Below are 17972 nucleotides of genomic sequence, written 5' to 3' on the forward strand. Positions count from 1 at the left end.
ATACCGCTATAGTGTGGGTTGATATTTTCTTAATAAACTCTATATAATTCTTTAGGAATGTAGTCTCTTGTTTCTAATTACCACCTCATGAATCATTCATATGATCATTGTAAAAGGGCAAAAGCGAAAAACTACTTGAAATCATAAATAAATCTTAACCTTTTTTCAAATTCTCTTTTGAAGTTAGGATAATTATGAATTCGATGTTGTAAATGTTAAAAAAAAATTAAATAAATAAAAACAGGGATGATGCCGCTTCGCTCCTATTTGTTGCAATTATTCTCCATTTGGCGCATATTGCAACATTTGTAAGAATTCATGCAACATTCGTAAAGTGGCGAAAGAGCCAACAATACGATCTGTGCTCCCGATTCAAAAAAAGTTGCCCTAAGGCTTCCTTACACACGATTGGGGAGCGAGCTTTTCGTACTATAAGAAGTCGCTTTTACATAGATTCAACTGAAGAATAAACAAAGGGAAAGCATAGCCTGTATAGGCTCAAGGCTACACAGGGAAAGCATCTACCTTCCCGACAAACGTAGTATATTACACCCCATAGGTCAACAGAAGAGTACGGCCCAAGGCTGGGCCCTATAGACGATAAGCCGCAAACTAGGCCTTCTGTCCCTTTACTTCCTTTGGGGAAATTCCGAAGTAGTCTTTGAATCGCTGGGCAAAATACGTAGTAGATGAAATACCGACCTTAGCACAGACATCGGTCATGTCGGTATTACCATTTTCTATAAGTTTCTTGGCCTTTTGAAGCCTTTGGTTTCTTATAAACTCATTGGCCGTTTGATTGGTAAGTGCCTTTGTCTTTCGATACAACTGGCTTCTACTTAGGTTCAAATGCGAGGCCAAAGACTCGACCCCAAGGTTGGAACTGGTCATATTATCATGAATATAATTGATGGCCTTTTCAACAAAAGCCTTATCCAAAGATGTGATACTGGCATCATCTTGAATCTCCCCCATGGACTTAAAATACTTCTTATAGATGACCTCCCTACTATGGATCAGTTGTTCAAGATGCCGACGCACCAATTTCATTTCAAAAGGTTTGCCCAAGTATACATCGGCCCCCATTCCGATACCTGATATTTTATCATCGACCCGTGCTTTTGCCGTCAGCATCATTATGGGGATATGACTGGTTTTTACATCCGTCCGTATGGCTTCACAAAATTTGAATCCGTCCATTTCCGGCATGACCACATCGGTTATGATCACATCGGGAAGCATTTCCGTGGCCAAACCTAAACCTTCGGTGCCATTCTTGGCCACCAAGACCTTATACTGGCCTTTAAACTCGTTTTTCAGGTAATTCCTCAGTTCTGAATCGTCTTCTACGATCAATAAGGTTTTTGCCGTTTTACTGACCCGAACAGGCGGTTTTGGTTCTTGGGACGAACTCGATTTGATCAAATTCTGTTTGAAGGATGCCAGTTCACTACCCTCGGTGATTATTTCCGAATCTTTAAAATGTTTGTTTCCCGAAGGAAAAACGACTTTAAAGACGGTTCCTTTCCCTAATTCGCTTTGAACATCGACCTTACCCTTGTGCAGTTTCACAAAGCTATGGACGAGTTCCAAACCGATACCCGCCCCGCCGTAATACCCATTTTTAAATGGTTCGGCCTGGTAAAAACGCTCAAAGAGCTTTTCGAGTTCCCCCTCTTCCAACCCAGGGCCCGTGTCAGACACCGTAAATTCTACCTTATCTTCCGTTTGCTTTACAGCTACGCGAACCGTTCCACCGTCAGGTGTTACCTTGAACGCATTCGAGAGTAAGTTGAATAGAATCTTTTCAAGCATACCCCTATCGGCCCAGAGCCATACGATGTCCGTATCGGACTCGATCTTTAAATCAATACAATTGGTCAGCGCCTCTTCCTTAAAATGGCCGGAAACCTCTCTTATAAACGGAATAAGGTTCAACCTATGGGCACGGACCTTGATTTTGTTCGATTCCAATTTACTGAAATCCAATAGTTCATTGATAAGGCGAATAAGGCGTTCGGCATTTTTGTAAATCGTTAGGTGCTTAGTTTTTAGCCGACCACTCCCACTATAGCCCTCTTCTCCCAAAATATCCTTTATAGGGTTGAGGATCAAGGTAAGGGGAGAACTGAATTCATGGGCTACATTTGTAAAAAACTGTATTCTTTCTTTATGTAATTCTTCTTCCCTCAATCGTTTTTGACGCTCGTTTTCAACCTGTTGCTTATCTATGATCCGCTTTTTCTCAAAGCGTCTTAATAGGCCGAGCAAGGCCAACACAAGGAGACCATAGCCCAAGAGGGCCCAATTGGTTTTCCACCAAGGGGGCAGTACCTCAATATGAAGCGTAACCGGTGTCTCGCTCCAAACCCCATCATTATTGGCGGCCTTTACCTTAAAAAGGTAATGCCCGGCATCTAGATTGGTATAGGTGGCACTTCTTATCTCCCCTACATAATTATAATCATCTTCATAGCCTTCTAAATAATAGGCGTATTGATTTTCTTCGGGTACGGTAAAGTTGATGCCCGAATATTCGATAGTAAACACCGACTGCTTACTGTTCAGGGTAATACTATCCGTTTGAAAGAGCACTTTCTTTAATGGCGATTCATTTGTAGAAGGCAGTACGTCCTCATTGAACAATTTCAAGTTCTTGAGGTATACCTTCGGTGCGGTTTCCAAGACATTGATATTGTTCGGGTCGAAATAATCGATTCCCTCATTGCCCCCAAAATACAATAGTCCTTCTTGATCCTTGTATACGGCATTTTTATTATAGTCATTGGAAACAAGACCATCGTTTTTGTTGTAATAGGTAAATTCATGGGTTTCCTTGTCCAGCTTAGCAATCCCCGAATTACCATCTAACCATAAATTCCCCTGCAAATCTTCAATAATCGCATTAACATTGGGTATACCCAGCCCATTTGAGGCATTGTACCAGATTGCGGTGTTTTCCGTGGTATTGTACTTTAAAAGCCCTATTCCCCTAGTTCCTCCCCATAAGGTATTCTTATCATCCGTATATAGCGACACAATATCATAATTGTTCCATTCAGAGCCCTCCTCCGTTGACAAAAAATGATTCATTAAGAGCATCTCATAGTTGCCCTCTTTGTTCTGTTTTAATTTGAAGAGACCGTTGGTCGTGGCCACCCACACTACATCTTGGGAATCAACGCTTAACTTATTTATATAATTGCCCGCTAGGTCATGCGATTGAAACGAAGCATCATCAAAACCGGTAACGCCTTGCCCGCCGAGTTTATACGAATACAATCCTTGGTTGAAGGATCCTATCCAAATCGTTCCCTTTGAATCTTCGGCAAAACTCATTATAGCCTCAGAGCCTTTTCTTTCCATAACTATCGGAAATTTGTAATTGACAAACCGATTTGAGCCCTTTTTCAAAAAAAATAAGCCTTTGTCCCAACTACCGACCCAAATATTCTGTTGGCTATCGATAAATAGCGACTGAATATAATCACTGGTCAAGCCTTTATAGACCGAATTGTTACTTGTATTGATATGGATAAAAGTATTCGTTGTCTTATCGAGTACATCAACGCCCCCACCATCCATGGCTATCCACAATTTACCTTCTTCATCGGCAACCATAGAGGTTACCGAGCTAACCTGTAAGGAATTGGGCTTATTGTAGATACTCTGGATCTCACTGAATTTATTATGGAACTTATCGTGGACCACAATTCCCCTATTGTAAAAGCCCATCCAGATTCTTTCATCTTTATCCACGTACAAAGACCAGATGGAATTGGACAAAATACTTTTTTCATCGTTCTTATCGAAGAGGTAATGGCGAATAATGTCTCCATTCTTGGTCAAACGATATAATCCGTCATTCTCGGTGCCACATAAAATATCCCCATATGGCGATTCAATTACCGAAAAAATGTTGTTAGATGTTATTTGAAAATTTTGTACCGAGGGTACCCGTTGCCCATCGGCCAGCTGTATTTTATAAATACCGTTAGAAATTGAACCGGCCCAAATCGTATTTTCAGTATCAAAAAACAACGATTGTATGGCCACCGTTATGGTAAGGGCGTCATTTCCATTTCTGAGCGGAGCAAGATCGGCCCTTTTATTTTTCAGGTCTATCTCTAGAAGTCCAGCACTCGTTGCCGCGTAAAACACTCCGTCGTCGCTGGCTTTGATTTCGTTGACCGCAAGAAAAGAATCAGGACTGGAATTATTGAACGGTATCCGCTCAATTTTAAGGCTATCGAGGTGCATCATAAATATACCTTGCTGACCGGTTCCTATAAATAAATGGCCATTGCCGTCTCCTTGTAAACTGTTTATCCCTACAATCCCTTCGTTTTGATTTGTTGTTGAAATGAGCGGAATATGGCGAAACTCATCTTTTGCCCTATCATAGAGGCCCAATCCCACATTGGTACCTACCCACAACCTATTATCCTTGTCCAAATACGTACAGTAGACAAAACTACTGGCCAATACCCTATTATTGTCATTGAACTTTGGCCTATACGAAACGTAGTCCATTCCATCATAACGATAAATCCCAGATCCATGGGTTCCTATCCATATAAAACCGTTATTGTCTTGGGTAATGGTATGTATACCTACTTGGGAAATACCATCCTTGATTTTATTGAACTCCAAATCTTGGACAGTTTCTTGGGACCAAGTCTCCCAACTTAAGCTTACCATAATCAGGAAGCCTATATATGACAGTAATGTTTTTCTCATAAAAACAAGTATCCTTGCATTTTCCTTGTTCGTTGAACAAATAATTAAAACCTTTTGCCATTCGGCAATAAACAGATTATACCCTAAAAAAGTTAAGTTAGTAAAAAACCTTTCTAACATCCTAGCTTTAAGTGTTAATTCAGACGTCTGTCCTTTGATATCACATTTCCCTATTCTCCTTTTAAGACCTAGCAGATAACAAATTGTTCAAGAAAAGTAATTTTAAACTACAACCTATAGAAAAGCCCGTTCAGGTTAGAATATTCACCTAATTACAAGAAAAATCGACACTTTTTTTTACAATTTTTAACTTTTTGTGTGTTTTTTTAATTTTTATTTTTATTCCGAATTTGAAATAGCGACACTATGCAATTTAGTAAACACGAAGACGATTTTTTGCCCGCGTTTTCTGTTTGGCCCATTAAAAATATATTAGGCCATCTATTATCAAATAGCACAAAAGGTGGGCAACTTCCGGAAACTTCTTTCTTTGGGATATCATTTTACCATCTACCCTTTATATCCCGTTCCAGAAATAGAAATTTTGAATTCAATTTTTACTGATGATGGCAACATTCTCTTCTTATCGCCCATACTCGGCATAGGATTGTATCGGATTTCATTCGAATCCCGACACATCGTTTCATCGCTCTGTTTGTTTAGACGAATACTTTTTTAAGACAAAGTATAATTTAAAAAAATGGATATGGATTCACGCAAGAAAAACAGCTTATACAAATACCAACTACACAAGCACAACCACTTTCCTTCACTAAATAGTAAAACCATTCAACTGAAATTGTTCGGTGCCGGTTCACAAGTCATTGTTCCTCCGAATTTTCTTAAAAATAGTCCCCATTCCCTTCGGCTGAGAAACGGGATGCTGCACCTTAAACTTCAACGCCCTGAAAAGGCCCATAATTATTACGGTGCGCCCACACCTCGTGAAGCGTATCGAAGAGCAATGGATTTCCATATTCGGCTTCCCGACAGACTGAATCGCCACCTCAATTCGGTCCGCTTTCAAAATGGCATTGTCAAAATTCAACCTACACCGGGGCAAAAAGAAAACCCTAACATACCATCCTCAGAGGCATCGTCTATATCAAACAATATGACCATAAACTAAGCCACAGAAAAACTTGCAATCACTATCGAACCACATTAATACATGATAGACCGAGCATGGATATACAAATAGAAAACCTAACAAAAAGCTATGGCCCGCAAAAGGCGGTAAACAACATCAATTTTGATGTTAAAACGGGAGAGGTACTTGGCTTTCTTGGCCCCAACGGGGCAGGAAAATCGACCACAATGAAAATGATCACCGGCTATATCGGCATTGAAAAGGGCGATATTAGAATTGGCGGAAAAAGCGTTACCGACCCCGAAAGCGACTTTAAACAACATATTGGCTACCTACCGGAAAACAATCCGCTCTACCTAGACATGCCCATCATCGATTACTTGGAATTCTGCGCCGCCCTCCAAGGGGTGGAAAAGGCCAAGATCAACGATAGGATCAAGGAGATGATAGGGTTATGCGGACTCAACCGCGAAAAGCACAAAAAGATCGGGGAGCTATCCAAAGGATACCGGCAGCGGGTGGGACTCGCCCAGGCCATGATCCACGACCCCGAAATATTGATTTTGGACGAACCCACTACAGGGCTCGACCCCAACCAGATCATTGAGATACGAAAGCTGATCCGCGACCTCGGCAAGGAAAAGACCGTTATCCTGAGTACGCACATACTGCCCGAAGTAGAAGCTACATGCGACCGCATCTTGATCATCAACAGGGGAAATATCGTCGCGAACGGAACGCCCGAAACCCTTAGGAAACAGGCCCAAGGCAATGAGGTACTGAAATTACGTATTGAGGATGGCGATGTGGAAACGATCCTAAAATCGTTGAACGCCCTTGATACGGTACAGGAGGCCGACCTCCTACACAAGGAGGAAAACCTGTTCGAGGTACAAAGCGTCGCCGAAAAATCTTCGAAACGGAAGATTTTTAACCTCTGTGTTGAGAAAAAATGGGTACTCACCGAACTCACTCCCCTAGAGACCAAACTTGAAGACATTTTTAGAAACTTAACGGTAAATTAGATATGCATACCATTTGGACCATTGCCAAACGAGAACTGGCAACCTTTTTCGATTCGCTTATCGCCTATATTATTCTAGCGCTTTTTTTGGGATTTAGCGGATTTTTCACCTGGCTTTATGGAAACGATATTTTTTTGGTGGGACAGGCCAACCTCCACGTATTCTTCAACATCGCCTCTTGGAGCCTTTTCTTTTTTATTCCCGCCATTACCATGAAAATGTTGGCCGAGGAACGAAAGACGGGCACTTTGGAACTGCTGTTGACCAAATCGGTATCGGACAGGGAGGTGATTCTCGGTAAGTTCCTGGGATCTATCCTATTGATATGCATAGCCTTGGCCGCTACCTTGCCCTATGTGATCACCGTAGCGAATATCGGGAATCTGGACAACGGCGGAACCATTTGTGGTTACTTGGGACTATTGCTACTGAGCATCGCCTATACGGCCATAGGCATATTTGCGAGCAGCATTACCACCAATCAGATCGTGGCCTTTATGACCGCCTTGCTCATCGGTCTTTTCTTTCAGATCATTTTCGGGGTGTTGGCCCAAAACTTCACCGGCAGCTTGGGGCAATTCTTTGACACCCTGGACCTTCAATCGCATTTTGAGTCCATTTCCAGAGGGGTTTTAGACTCCAAAGACCTGGTTTACTTTATTTCTATAACCGTATTGGGGCTATACCTAGGGGAATGGTCCCTATCTAAAAGACATATTTCTTAAACGCTTGTACATCAAATGAAAAAAACAAACCTGACCATTGTCTTGATCATTGCGATCTTGGTGTTTGCCAATTTGGTATCGAAGCAATATTTTTTTAGGCTAGACCTTACGGAAGACCAACAGTACACCCTAAGCGATGCCACCGAGAACATTATGGCTTCCTTGGAAAACCCGATTACCGTAAAGGCTTATTTTTCGGAGAACCTTCCGCCCGACATCGCCAAGACCAAAAACGATTTTGAAGAATACCTGATCGAGTACGCCCGACACTCCGACGACAACCTGGTATACTCCTTTATCAACCCGAACGAAAACGAGGATTTGGAGCGTGAGGCCATGGAAGCCGGAATCAACCCGGTAATGATCAACGTTCGTGAAAAGGACCAGATGAAACAACAAAAGGCCTTTTTGGGAGCCGTCTTGCAATTGGAAGACCGCAAGGAAACCATTCCCTTCGTGCAGCCTGGGGCCCCGTTGGAATACCTGTTGTCCTCTTCCATTAAAAAAATAGCGGTGACCGACAAGCCTGAAGTAGGACTGGTACAGGGCTATGGCCAAGCTTCCATTGCCGAACTCGCACAGGTAAAAACGGCCTTGGACGTACTGTACGATTTTAAGGCGGTAACCGTAAACGACAGTGTGGCGCCCCCCGAAGGAATAAAGACCCTGGCCTTGGTTCGCCCAACCGACACCATCAATAACGCTACCTTGGATCAATTGGACGCCTTTTTGGAAAACGGGGGCAATCTGTTCGTTGCCCTGAACCGTGTAAACGGGGACCTGAACACTTCCTATGGATCCAGACTTACCACCGGTGTAGAGAAGTGGCTGAACGAAAAAGGACTGGAAGTGCGCGAGGACTTTGTTATCGATGCCCAATGTGCCACCGTATCGGTACAGCAGCGCCAGGGCTTCTTTAACTTTACCTCGAACGTTGCCTTCCCCTACGCCCCTATCATCAATAAATTTGCCGAGCACCCCAGCACCAAAGGCCTGGATGCCGTGGTGATGCAGTTTGCCAGTTCGCTGAAATTTACGGCCAAGGATTCGCTGACCACCTTTACCCCTCTCGCCTTTTCTTCCGAGAATTCGGCGCGCATGCCGGCCCCACAGTTTTTTAACATTCAAAAGGAATGGACAAACAGCGATTTCAACGCTCCCAACCAAGTGGTCGCAGGCGTCTTGGAACAGACCCATTCCAACGGCAACCGTTCCCGCATTTACGTGGTCGCCGATGGCGATTTCCCCGTGGGCAACGGCCAACAACCGGTACAGGCGGACAACGTAAACCTAATGGTCAACGCCATCGATTGGCTGAGCGACGATACCGGCTTGATCGACCTTAGGACCAAAGGAATACAATACAGGCCTCTGGACAAATTGGAAGAAGGCACCAAGACCACCTTGAAATATGCCAATTTCCTATTGCCCATTATCCTGGTTATCGCCTACGGTATCGTACGGATGCAGATGAACAAAAACAAACGCAGCCGAAGATTGGAAGAGAACTACGAATGATCGCTACAACAAAACCATAAACCATGAAGAAAAACAACCTATTGATCGCCGTTTTGGTCGTATTGGTGCTACTTTATGTTTCCACAAATTACTTCAAAAAGAACAGCAGTACCACCTTTGACCCAGAGGTCGTACAATTGGACACCTCTGCAATAGCAAAACTCACCATATACCCGCCCGCCAAATCGGCAGAAGAGCCGATTGTCATTTCAAGGTCGAAAAACGGTTGGGAGGTTGCCCAGGGCAAGATCAAGTCGCAAAGCAACCAAGCAGTAGTACGCAGCGCACTGGGGCAATTGCAAGACATAAAGGCCCAACGCCTGGTCGCCAAGACAAAGGACAAGTGGAACCATTACGAACTCACCGATTCCTTGGCAAGAAAACTGGAAATCCAAGAAAAGGACGGTGGTAAAACAACGGCCATTTACTTCGGCAAAACATCGTATGAACAGGCGGCCGCCCCGCAATACGGCAGGGCATCCATGACCGGGTCGACCTACTTTCGAATCAACGACAGGCCCGAAACCTATTCCCTGAAAAACCAGATTTCGAGCGCCTTCAACCGCAAGTTCAATGCATGGAGGAATTCGGAATTTATCAAATTGAAGAAGGAAGATATCAAGGAAGTGAAATTCGAAAGCACCGATCAAGAAAACTTCAGCCTGCTAAAAAAAGATTCGCTCTGGACCATTTCGGGCGTAGCGGCAGACAGCGCCCAGGTAGCCCGTTACCTAAACGTCATTCGAAATCAGGGCAGTTCCGAATTCGCGGACGAATTTGAAGCAAAAGGGGAAGCCTTGCGCACGATAACCGTTCGAGGGGAGGACATGGAAGATGTTGTTGTAAAAGCCTACGGCGACCTCCCTGGCAACAAACTCTTCCTCAACTCGTCGCAACACCCCAACACCTTCGTGGAGAGCGACTCCCTTGGGTTGTTCAAGCGATTGTTCGTCGATGAAACCCACTTTAAAAATAGCGACAATTGAACCTAGTTATAAACCTGCCGTTCTATCGGCCCAACTTTTTATCCTTTTTATGATATACAAACTACACACTATGAAATCCAATAAATATAATTTCAAGATATTACTACTTTTTTTCGCATTTCTATTTTCAATGAGTCCGGTTGCCTTGGCCGGTAATGGTATAACCTTATACACGCCGTATACGTATATTTCGGTGCCTCCAGGGGAATCTATCGACTATACCGTTCAGGTCAAGAACTACGGAAGCCAGTTAAAGGATGTGGAAATCAGTTTATCGGGACTTCCAGAGGACTGGACTTCATCCTTAAAAGCAGGAGGCTTTACCATACAGCGGATTGCCGTGCTTCCGGGCGAAAAGGAAAAGCTCACCTTAACCGTCAATGTACCCTTGAAGGTAGAAAAAGGGAAATACAACATTAAGTTAATCGCCAAAAACCACGACGTTCTTCCCATAACCATCAATGTATCGGAGGAAGGCACCTTTAAGACCGAGTTCACTTCCGACCAGATCAATATGGAAGGGCATTCCAAGTCAAACTTCAACTTTTCCACAAAATTGAAAAACCATACCGGGGAAAAGCAGGTCTACTCTTTGATGGCCGCGCCACCACGGGGATGGAACGTAGCTTTTAAGCCCAACGGCAGACAGGCCACAGCGGTTGAGATCGCACCGGGCAAGACCACCAATATTACGGTCGACGTAAGCCCTTCATCCTTGGTAAGGGCAGGTTCTTACAAGATACCCATAAAGGCCACCAACAAGTACACCACGGCCGAATTGGCATTGGAGGTGGTTATCAAAGGTACCTATGACATGGAACTTACCACACCTACGGGATTATTGAGTTCGAGTATTACCTCGGGAAGAGACAAACAACTCGAGCTTTTGGTCAGAAATACCGGATCTAGCGAATTGAGGAACATCACCTTTACCTCTACCAAACCCAAGGATTGGGAGGTTTCCATCGAGCCCGATACCATATCGCACATAAAGGCCGGGGGCAGTGCAAAGGTAAAGGCCATCATAAAAGCCGCCGATAAAGCGGTTCCAGGGGACTACCTCCCCAAAATCACCGCCAAAACGCCTGAGGTCTCATCCACCGCATCTATTAGGTTCTCGGTAAAAACACCTTTGTTATGGGGCTGGCTGGGCATTTTTATCATATTAGGGACCTTAGGGGCCATCTACTACCTGTTTAAAAAATATGGCAGAAGATAATGGCGGAGAAAAGTATAGAAATCATCGGATTGACCAAGAAGTACGGGGAGCATGTGGCGGTCGACAATTTGACCCTCTCTGTAGAAAAAGGCGAGATCTTTGGGCTATTGGGCCCCAACGGGGCCGGTAAATCGACTACGATCCTCATGCTACTCGGACTTACCGAAGTAGATTCGGGAAGTGTTAAGGTATGCGGAATCGATACGACCCGATTTCCGCTAGAGGTAAAAAGAAAGGTCGGTTACCTACCGGAAGATGTAGGCTTTTACAATGATTATAGCGGCTTGCAAAACCTTTTGTATATAGCGCGCTTAAACAACATTCCTATGGAGGAAGCCCAAAAGACCGCTTTGGAGACCTTGGCCGATGTAGGATTGGAAGAGGTAAAAGACAATAAAGTGGCCAGTTATTCACGGGGAATGCGACAGCGCTTGGGCCTGGCCGACGTACTCATAAAAAAGCCGGAAGTCATTATCCTCGACGAACCTACTTTGGGACTCGATCCCGAAGGCGTGAAAAAATTCCTTCAACTCATTGTCGACCTCAGTAGAAAAAAAGGAATTACCGTTTTGTTCTCCTCCCATCATTTGCATCAGGTACAGCAGCTTTGTGATCGGGTCGGCATTTTTGTCAAAGGGAAATTATTGGCCGAAGGAAAAATCAGTTCCTTGGCCGAGCAGTTATTCTCCAAAAACACCTTTACCATAGAAGGAGAAATAAGCAGTCCGCCCGAGAAGCAAACGCCTGAGGCCCTCCAAGAGGTAATCGATAAAATTAAAGGAATCAAAGAGGTGGCCAAGGTAGAGCTTAAGAACGAACACTTTGTGGTGGAATCGAAAAAGGATATCTCGCCCGAAGTATCTAGACTACTTGTAAACTCAGGCTATGGACTAGCCTATTTGAGCAAGAAAAAATACGGTCTGGACGACATCTATCACCAATACTTTCAGGAAGAAAAATAGATATGAAAAATAACGTGTTTCAAGCGGCAAAATTAAAACTGACCGCTATAAAAATTCCGAAATTACAACTCCCCGATACTTCCCTACCCATTTTCAAGAACGGCTCCTTGGGTAATGATGGAACGCTGACCTTAAGTCCTTTTAAGGCGATGGTCAAAAAGGAAGTAACCGACCATATCAGAAACTGGCGCTTTATAATTCTATTCGCCCTTATTACATTGGCCTGTTTGGGTACCCTATTTTCTACTTTAAACGACGGAATGAAGGCCCTTGTTACCGATAGTAGCAACAACAATTTCTTTTTCCTGAATTTATTCACCAAATCGGACGGTACCCTACCCCCCTATTTTGTGTTCGTAGGATTCCTTGGCCCCTTGTTCGGGATAAGTCTGGGCTTCGACGCCATTAGCTCGGAACAGAACAGGGGCACCTTAAGCCGTATTTTGGCCCAACCCGTACCTAGGGACAGTATACTCAATGCTAAATTTTTGGCCGGTATCATCGTAATCAGCGTAATGCTTTTTTCCTTAAGCTTTTTAGTGTTGGGTGCCGGTTTGGTCGCTATAGGAATACCACCTACCGCCGAAGAATTTATGCGCATTATGGTGTACACGGTGCTAAGCATCGTATATGTATCTTTCTGGCTGAACCTTTCCATTTTGTTTTCGGTGCGTTTTCGACAACCGGCCACTTCCGCTTTACTGGGCATAGCCGTATGGTTGTTTTTTACCTTATTTTATCCGATGATCGCCAATCTGATCATCAAAGGATACGAACCCTCGAAATTTGCCTCCCCTAGGGCCATCTATTTTTATGAAAAATTGAAATTCTATTTGCTTCAAATCATGCCCAACGAACTGTTCGATGAAATAACCTCTGCCATCCTAGTACCTTCCGTACGTAGTTTAGGGCCCTTGACCATGGAGCAATTGCACGGTGCCATCCCCAGCAGCCTACCCTTAGGACAGAGCGTGTTATTGGTTTGGCCCCAGTTTACCGGCTTGCTCGCCTTGACCCTGTTGTGCTTCCTATTGTCGTATATCCTCTTTATGAAGCGCGAAATACGTTCACGGGGTTGACTTTTTGTTTTGAGTCGTGGTTTTTACGGCAGATGCATTCGGCTACATAATCGAGAACAGATACAATGGTCAAGACATTGATACAAGAAACCCTACCCGAAACTTTGACAACATAATAGTCCTTATAAACAAGAAACTGGCCAACCCTGAACCGGAGTAAGCCAGTTTCTATATTTTTGATAAGCTTCTATTATATCCTTATTCGCATAAACAGTTCGTGTGTACCTGCATCAATACTGCTCACGGGACTTTCAACAGCATTTTCATAGGCATAGCCGATATCAAATCCCTTCCCTACATCAAACAGTAAAAGTCCGCTAAAACTCTCATTGAAACGGTAGCCCGCCCCCAAGGTAAAGCGCTTGGAAAAATTGAATACGAGCTAAGCTCATCCACATAAGTAAGGCCTGATACCACTAGTGTTTTGTAATTAGCTTTTGTTGCATTCTAAACTCTTTTGGAGTACATCCTTTTTGTTTTCTGAACACCCGGTTGAAATTGGACAGATTGTTAAATCCACTTTCGTAACATACCTCCGAAATATTCTTATCGGTTTCGATCAGCAATTTAGCGGAATGCCCTATTCTCAAGTCCGATAGGTAATTCGAAAAAGTCCTTTGTGTCCTTTTTTTGAAAAAATGGCTAAAGGCCGAAGGAGACATATTCACCAGGCTGGCTACTTCTTCGAATTTTATGGGATGCTGTAAATTCTTCGATAGATACTCATTGACCAAAGTTATTTTTTTGCTTTTTGAGGTATCGTACATATCCACATAATTCGGTGAAGACAAAAGGCTTTGGTTTCTTGAAGTGGACATATCGTAGAGAATGGACAGAAAATTAAGGAAGGAATCGAATCCCCTAAATTGCGTCAATTGACTTATTCTATCCACCATACTCAAGGTAAATTCTTCGGAAAAATGTATGCCCATCCTCGACCTTTCCATCATATCGTTAATAGGATTGAATATATTTCGAGATAGGGTTTTCTCGGAAAGAAAGTCTTGTTGAAACTGGATCGTAATGACATGGGCGTCCTCGGTTTCCTCCCCCGTCCATGCATGGGGTGTATTAGGACCTATCAATACCAAATCAGGATGACCGAATGTTTTGATGGAATCCCCGACTACTCTTTTCCCTGAAGCATTGAGTACTAGATTGATTTCATATTCGGGGTGATAATGAACCGGAAAATCAAATTTTGCATTGTAATGGTTGAGTACAATAAACAGATCACTATCATTTATAGGAGTAATTTCTCGAACAATTCTCTTCATCTTTTCAATAGTTAATGGTTGTATAGTACTAATTTGAATACAAAATTATACTTTTCTAATCAATAAAGTATTGCTTTTACATTTGTTTGTATTTATATAAATCTATAAAAATCAGTACTTAAATTTAAATTTAATATGATTTTAACACTAAAAAAATGCTAAATATTCAACAGAGTATTTGTAATTATCAATCGATGCAAATAAAAAATCATCAATTGATAATACATTTGCCTTGTTACAAACAAATAAGCTGAAAGATTTATGAAAAAACTTAATGCATTCGGTGCGGTTAAAATTTTCATGTTGTTGTTAATGTGTTCCCAGGCAATTCTGGGGCAGGAAAAAACAATTACCGGAAAGGTTAATGACATCTCAGGAGCACCCCTCCCTGGAGTCAACGTATTGGAAATCGGAACAAAAAACGGGGTCGTATCGGATTTTGATGGTGAGTTTTCCATTAAAATAGAAACCTCGCCAAAAGAGGCCGTACTATCGTTCTCCTATATCGGGTTTAAAACGGTTCAAGTCGCCATTGACGAAAAAGACCATATTGAGGTCACCCTAGAGGAAGACTTGGTAGGTCTTGACGAAGTCGTGGTAGTCGGTTACGGTTCGGTAAAGAAAAGTGACCTTACCGGATCGGTGGCCAGTGTCAAGGTTGAAGAATTAAGTTCTATACCTTCTAACTCGATCGATAAGATGTTACAAGGCCGCGTTGCGGGCCTACAGGTCATCAATTCATCCCAAGACCCCGGTGCCGGGGCCACCATTCGTATTAGAGGGGCCAGTTCCTTTAATGGCAGTAACGACCCCTTGGTTGTGGTTGACGGCTTTCCTTTGGGCGGCGCCGGAAACCTAAAGCAGATCAACCCTTCGGATATCGCTTCAGTAGAGGTCTTAAAAGATGCTTCCGCCGCCGCAATATACGGGTCTAGGGGCGCGAACGGGGTCATCATGATCACGACCAAAAGGGCCAAAGCAGGAAAGACGACCATAGAGGTTCGTCATCAGACCACGGTAAAGGACTTCACGACCAACCTGATCAGCTGGGACGACCCATTGCTAATGGCACAATTGGCAAACGAAAGAAGTATAAACGATGGTATCGAACCGGTTTATACGGGCCGAACCATTGCCGGGGTCTACTACCCTTCCGTCTACGAGATCGAAAGCGGCAGCTGGCCACATAATACCGATTGGGGCGACGTGGTCTTTAGGGGTTCGCCCATTTTGACAAGCACTACCGTTTCCATGCGCGGTGCAAACGAAACCACTTCCTTTAATATTGGCGCCAATTATCTGAGCGATGATGGGGTATATATAGAAGATGGTTATGAAAAGTATATATTGAACCTAGGGGTTTCGTATCAATTTAACGACAGGCTAAAGTTTACCACATCGAATATTTTATCAAGGGATGTACGCAAGAACAATAGCGGTCTTGAATATTGGAGGAATCCCTTATGGCCGATTTACGATGAAAATGGCGATTACTTCCGTACTTCCGAAGAAGATTTCGGACACCCTCTCCCCTATACCGAAAATGTACTGAACGAGTCAAAAGGCTTGGATATAATTTCATCATATCTATTAGATTACTCGGTTAGCGACCATTTAAACGTAAAGACCCAATTAAATTACAAGTACGGCAACAGCACTTCCGACAGGTACATGCCAAAAGAATATACTTGGGAAGGTTATTTCTATGACGGGGTAGGTGAAATTAAAAATTGGCAGAACCACGACCTTTTGTCCGAAACATTTGCCACCTACACCAACACTTTCAACGAAAGGCACAAGCTTGATGTCATGGTTGGATCTTCATATCAGAACAATGTAACACGAACTTCCGATTTAAGGGCCGAAGGCTTTGTTAACGAAGCCCTACAAAACGAAAATATGTCGGCAGGTGATCCTGAAAGCAACAAAATAAGCAACGGAAAGCAAGAGTCGCAATTACTCTCGTTTTACGGACGTTTGAACTATGGCCTGAACGACAAATACCTCTTTACCGCAACCATGCGCGCCGATGGTTCGTCAAAGTTCGGGGAAAACAATAAATGGGGATACTTCCCTTCGGGCGCCATCAGTTGGAAAGCCCATAAAGAAAAATTCATTGAAGACCTTGGCATATTCCAAGAGCTTAAGGCCCGTGTCAGTTACGGCATCTCCGGTAACCAAGGCATCTCGCCTTACCAAACCTTAAGCCGCTATGGTATTGAAAATTTCTATGATGACGGCCAATGGAAAACCGCTATCGGACCGGGTTACGTCAGTGGTCAATACGGCCCCGATTACCGCTACAGGTATTGGTCTGGCATTCCGAACAAAGACCTGAAATGGGAATCTACCGCACAGTTGAATGTCGGTCTCGACATGGCTTTCTTCAACAGTAGATTGCGCACTACCGTGGATTTCTACAGCAAAGAGACCAACGATCTTTTACGTCAAAAGTACTTGCCCCTATCCTCTAGCTACACCCGTATTTGGGTAAACGATGGAACGGTAAAGAACAAAGGGGTAGAAGTTTCCGTAGAAGGGAACATTGTCAACGCCGAAAATTTCAGCTTTTCTTCCAACTTGGTATTATCCGTAAACAAGAACGAGGTTGTTGATTTAGGAAATTCCCAGGCAGCAGGCCTATTAAGGGATTCCAATACCGGAATGGATTTCGAATTCAGGGGCGAAGGTTTTTCAGACTTCGGTATGGCCACTGCCAACATATATGGTATCGGACAACCCTTGAACGTGTTCTACGGCTATAAAACAGACGGCATCGTTCAATCGGAAGAAGAAGGACTGGCTGCCGGACTAACGGGAGACCTAGCCCAGCCTGGTGAATTCAAATATGTCGACCTGAACAAAGACGGAACGATAGACGAAAAGGACAGAACCGTAATCGGTGACCCGAACCCCGATTTAATTGCGAGTCTCGGCCTAGACTTCACCTATAAGAAGTTCGACCTTTCCATATTCCTCAACGGGGTGTACGGCAATGATGTTTTCTATCCCGGAAAATTCAATCAGGCAAATGAAATGCCTTTTCGATGGACGAACGACAACCCCAACAACGACTATCCTAAACTAATGGCTACCAGAGACACCAAACTTAGTGATTGGTTCGTTGAAGACGGTTCGTTTTTAAGGATACAGAACCTCACCTTTGGCTACAATTTCGATAAAGACGACACCTCCTTCTTTACAAAGGCCCGTCTATATATCAATGCCACCAATCTTTACACCTTTTCCAATTTTAACGGGTATGACCCCGAAGTCGGATTGGATGGAATTTACTGGGGCGGATATCCGCGTTTGAGAAACCTCACCTTAGGTGTAGATCTAACTTTTTAA

The 17972-nt window shown here is 43.5% G+C and carries 11 protein-coding genes and 1 pseudogene; 9 read left to right on the forward strand and 3 right to left on the reverse strand.

Annotation, left to right across the window (positions count from 1 at the left end):
* Nucleotides 1-612: 612 nt before the first annotated feature.
* Nucleotides 613-4740, reverse strand: a complete 4128-nt coding sequence (locus tag ZOBGAL_RS01025) for a hybrid sensor histidine kinase/response regulator transcription factor (protein ID WP_013991601.1) — start codon at nucleotides 4738-4740, stop codon at nucleotides 613-615.
* A 706-nt stretch (nucleotides 4741-5446) separates the two neighbouring features.
* On the opposite strand from ZOBGAL_RS01025, the gene ZOBGAL_RS01035 reads away from it, so the two are divergent.
* From ZOBGAL_RS01035 to ZOBGAL_RS01070, 8 genes are all read left to right on the forward strand, one after another.
* Nucleotides 5447-5869: a hypothetical protein gene (locus tag ZOBGAL_RS01035; RefSeq protein WP_123772390.1), complete on the forward strand. Its 423-nt coding sequence runs from the start codon at nucleotides 5447-5449 to the stop codon at nucleotides 5867-5869.
* Between the two features lie 56 nt (nucleotides 5870-5925).
* The gene (locus ZOBGAL_RS01040) at nucleotides 5926-6855 is read left to right on the forward strand and encodes an ATP-binding cassette domain-containing protein (protein WP_013991603.1); all 930 of its coding nucleotides are present in this window, start codon (nucleotides 5926-5928) and stop codon (nucleotides 6853-6855) included.
* Nucleotides 6856-6857: 2 nt separating this feature from the next.
* A complete protein-coding gene (locus ZOBGAL_RS01045; RefSeq protein WP_013991604.1) occupies nucleotides 6858-7580 on the forward strand; it encodes an ABC transporter permease subunit in 723 nt (240 codons plus the stop codon).
* A gap of 15 nt (nucleotides 7581-7595) precedes the next feature.
* Nucleotides 7596-9098 carry a GldG family protein gene (locus ZOBGAL_RS01050; RefSeq protein WP_013991605.1) on the forward strand — a complete coding sequence of 501 codons (1503 nt, stop codon included), beginning with the start codon at nucleotides 7596-7598 and terminating at the stop codon, nucleotides 9096-9098.
* A 23-nt stretch (nucleotides 9099-9121) separates the two neighbouring features.
* Nucleotides 9122-10084, forward strand: a complete 963-nt coding sequence (locus ZOBGAL_RS01055; RefSeq protein ID WP_013991606.1) for a DUF4340 domain-containing protein — start codon at nucleotides 9122-9124, stop codon at nucleotides 10082-10084.
* Between the two features lie 70 nt (nucleotides 10085-10154).
* A complete protein-coding gene (locus ZOBGAL_RS01060) occupies nucleotides 10155-11303 on the forward strand; it encodes a COG1470 family protein (RefSeq protein ID WP_013991607.1) in 1149 nt (382 codons plus the stop codon).
* Entirely contained in the window at nucleotides 11303-12265 is a 963-nt protein-coding gene (locus tag ZOBGAL_RS01065; RefSeq protein ID WP_013991608.1) for an ABC transporter ATP-binding protein, read from the forward strand. The genes ZOBGAL_RS01060 and ZOBGAL_RS01065 overlap by 1 nt, the downstream gene beginning before the upstream one ends.
* A gap of 2 nt (nucleotides 12266-12267) precedes the next feature.
* Nucleotides 12268-13344, forward strand: coding sequence for an ABC transporter permease (locus tag ZOBGAL_RS01070; protein ID WP_013991609.1), 1077 nt, complete (start codon nucleotides 12268-12270; stop codon nucleotides 13342-13344).
* 190 nt (nucleotides 13345-13534) lie between these two features.
* Here the strand turns inward: ZOBGAL_RS01070 and ZOBGAL_RS22990 are convergent.
* Together ZOBGAL_RS22990 and ZOBGAL_RS01075 are read right to left on the reverse strand one after the other, a co-directional pair.
* Nucleotides 13535-13711 (reverse strand): annotated as a pseudogene (locus tag ZOBGAL_RS22990) (type IX secretion system membrane protein PorP/SprF); the annotation flags it as partial.
* A 49-nt stretch (nucleotides 13712-13760) separates the two neighbouring features.
* A complete protein-coding gene (locus tag ZOBGAL_RS01075) occupies nucleotides 13761-14621 on the reverse strand; it encodes an AraC family transcriptional regulator (RefSeq protein WP_013991612.1) in 861 nt (286 codons plus the stop codon).
* A gap of 261 nt (nucleotides 14622-14882) precedes the next feature.
* On the opposite strand from ZOBGAL_RS01075, the gene ZOBGAL_RS01080 reads away from it, so the two are divergent.
* Nucleotides 14883-17972, forward strand: coding sequence for a SusC/RagA family TonB-linked outer membrane protein (locus ZOBGAL_RS01080; RefSeq protein WP_013991613.1), 3090 nt, complete (start codon nucleotides 14883-14885; stop codon nucleotides 17970-17972).

Origin of the sequence: Zobellia galactanivorans (assembly GCF_000973105.1) — a bacterium.
GTDB classification, from domain to species: Bacteria; Bacteroidota; Bacteroidia; order Flavobacteriales; family Flavobacteriaceae; genus Zobellia; species Zobellia galactanivorans.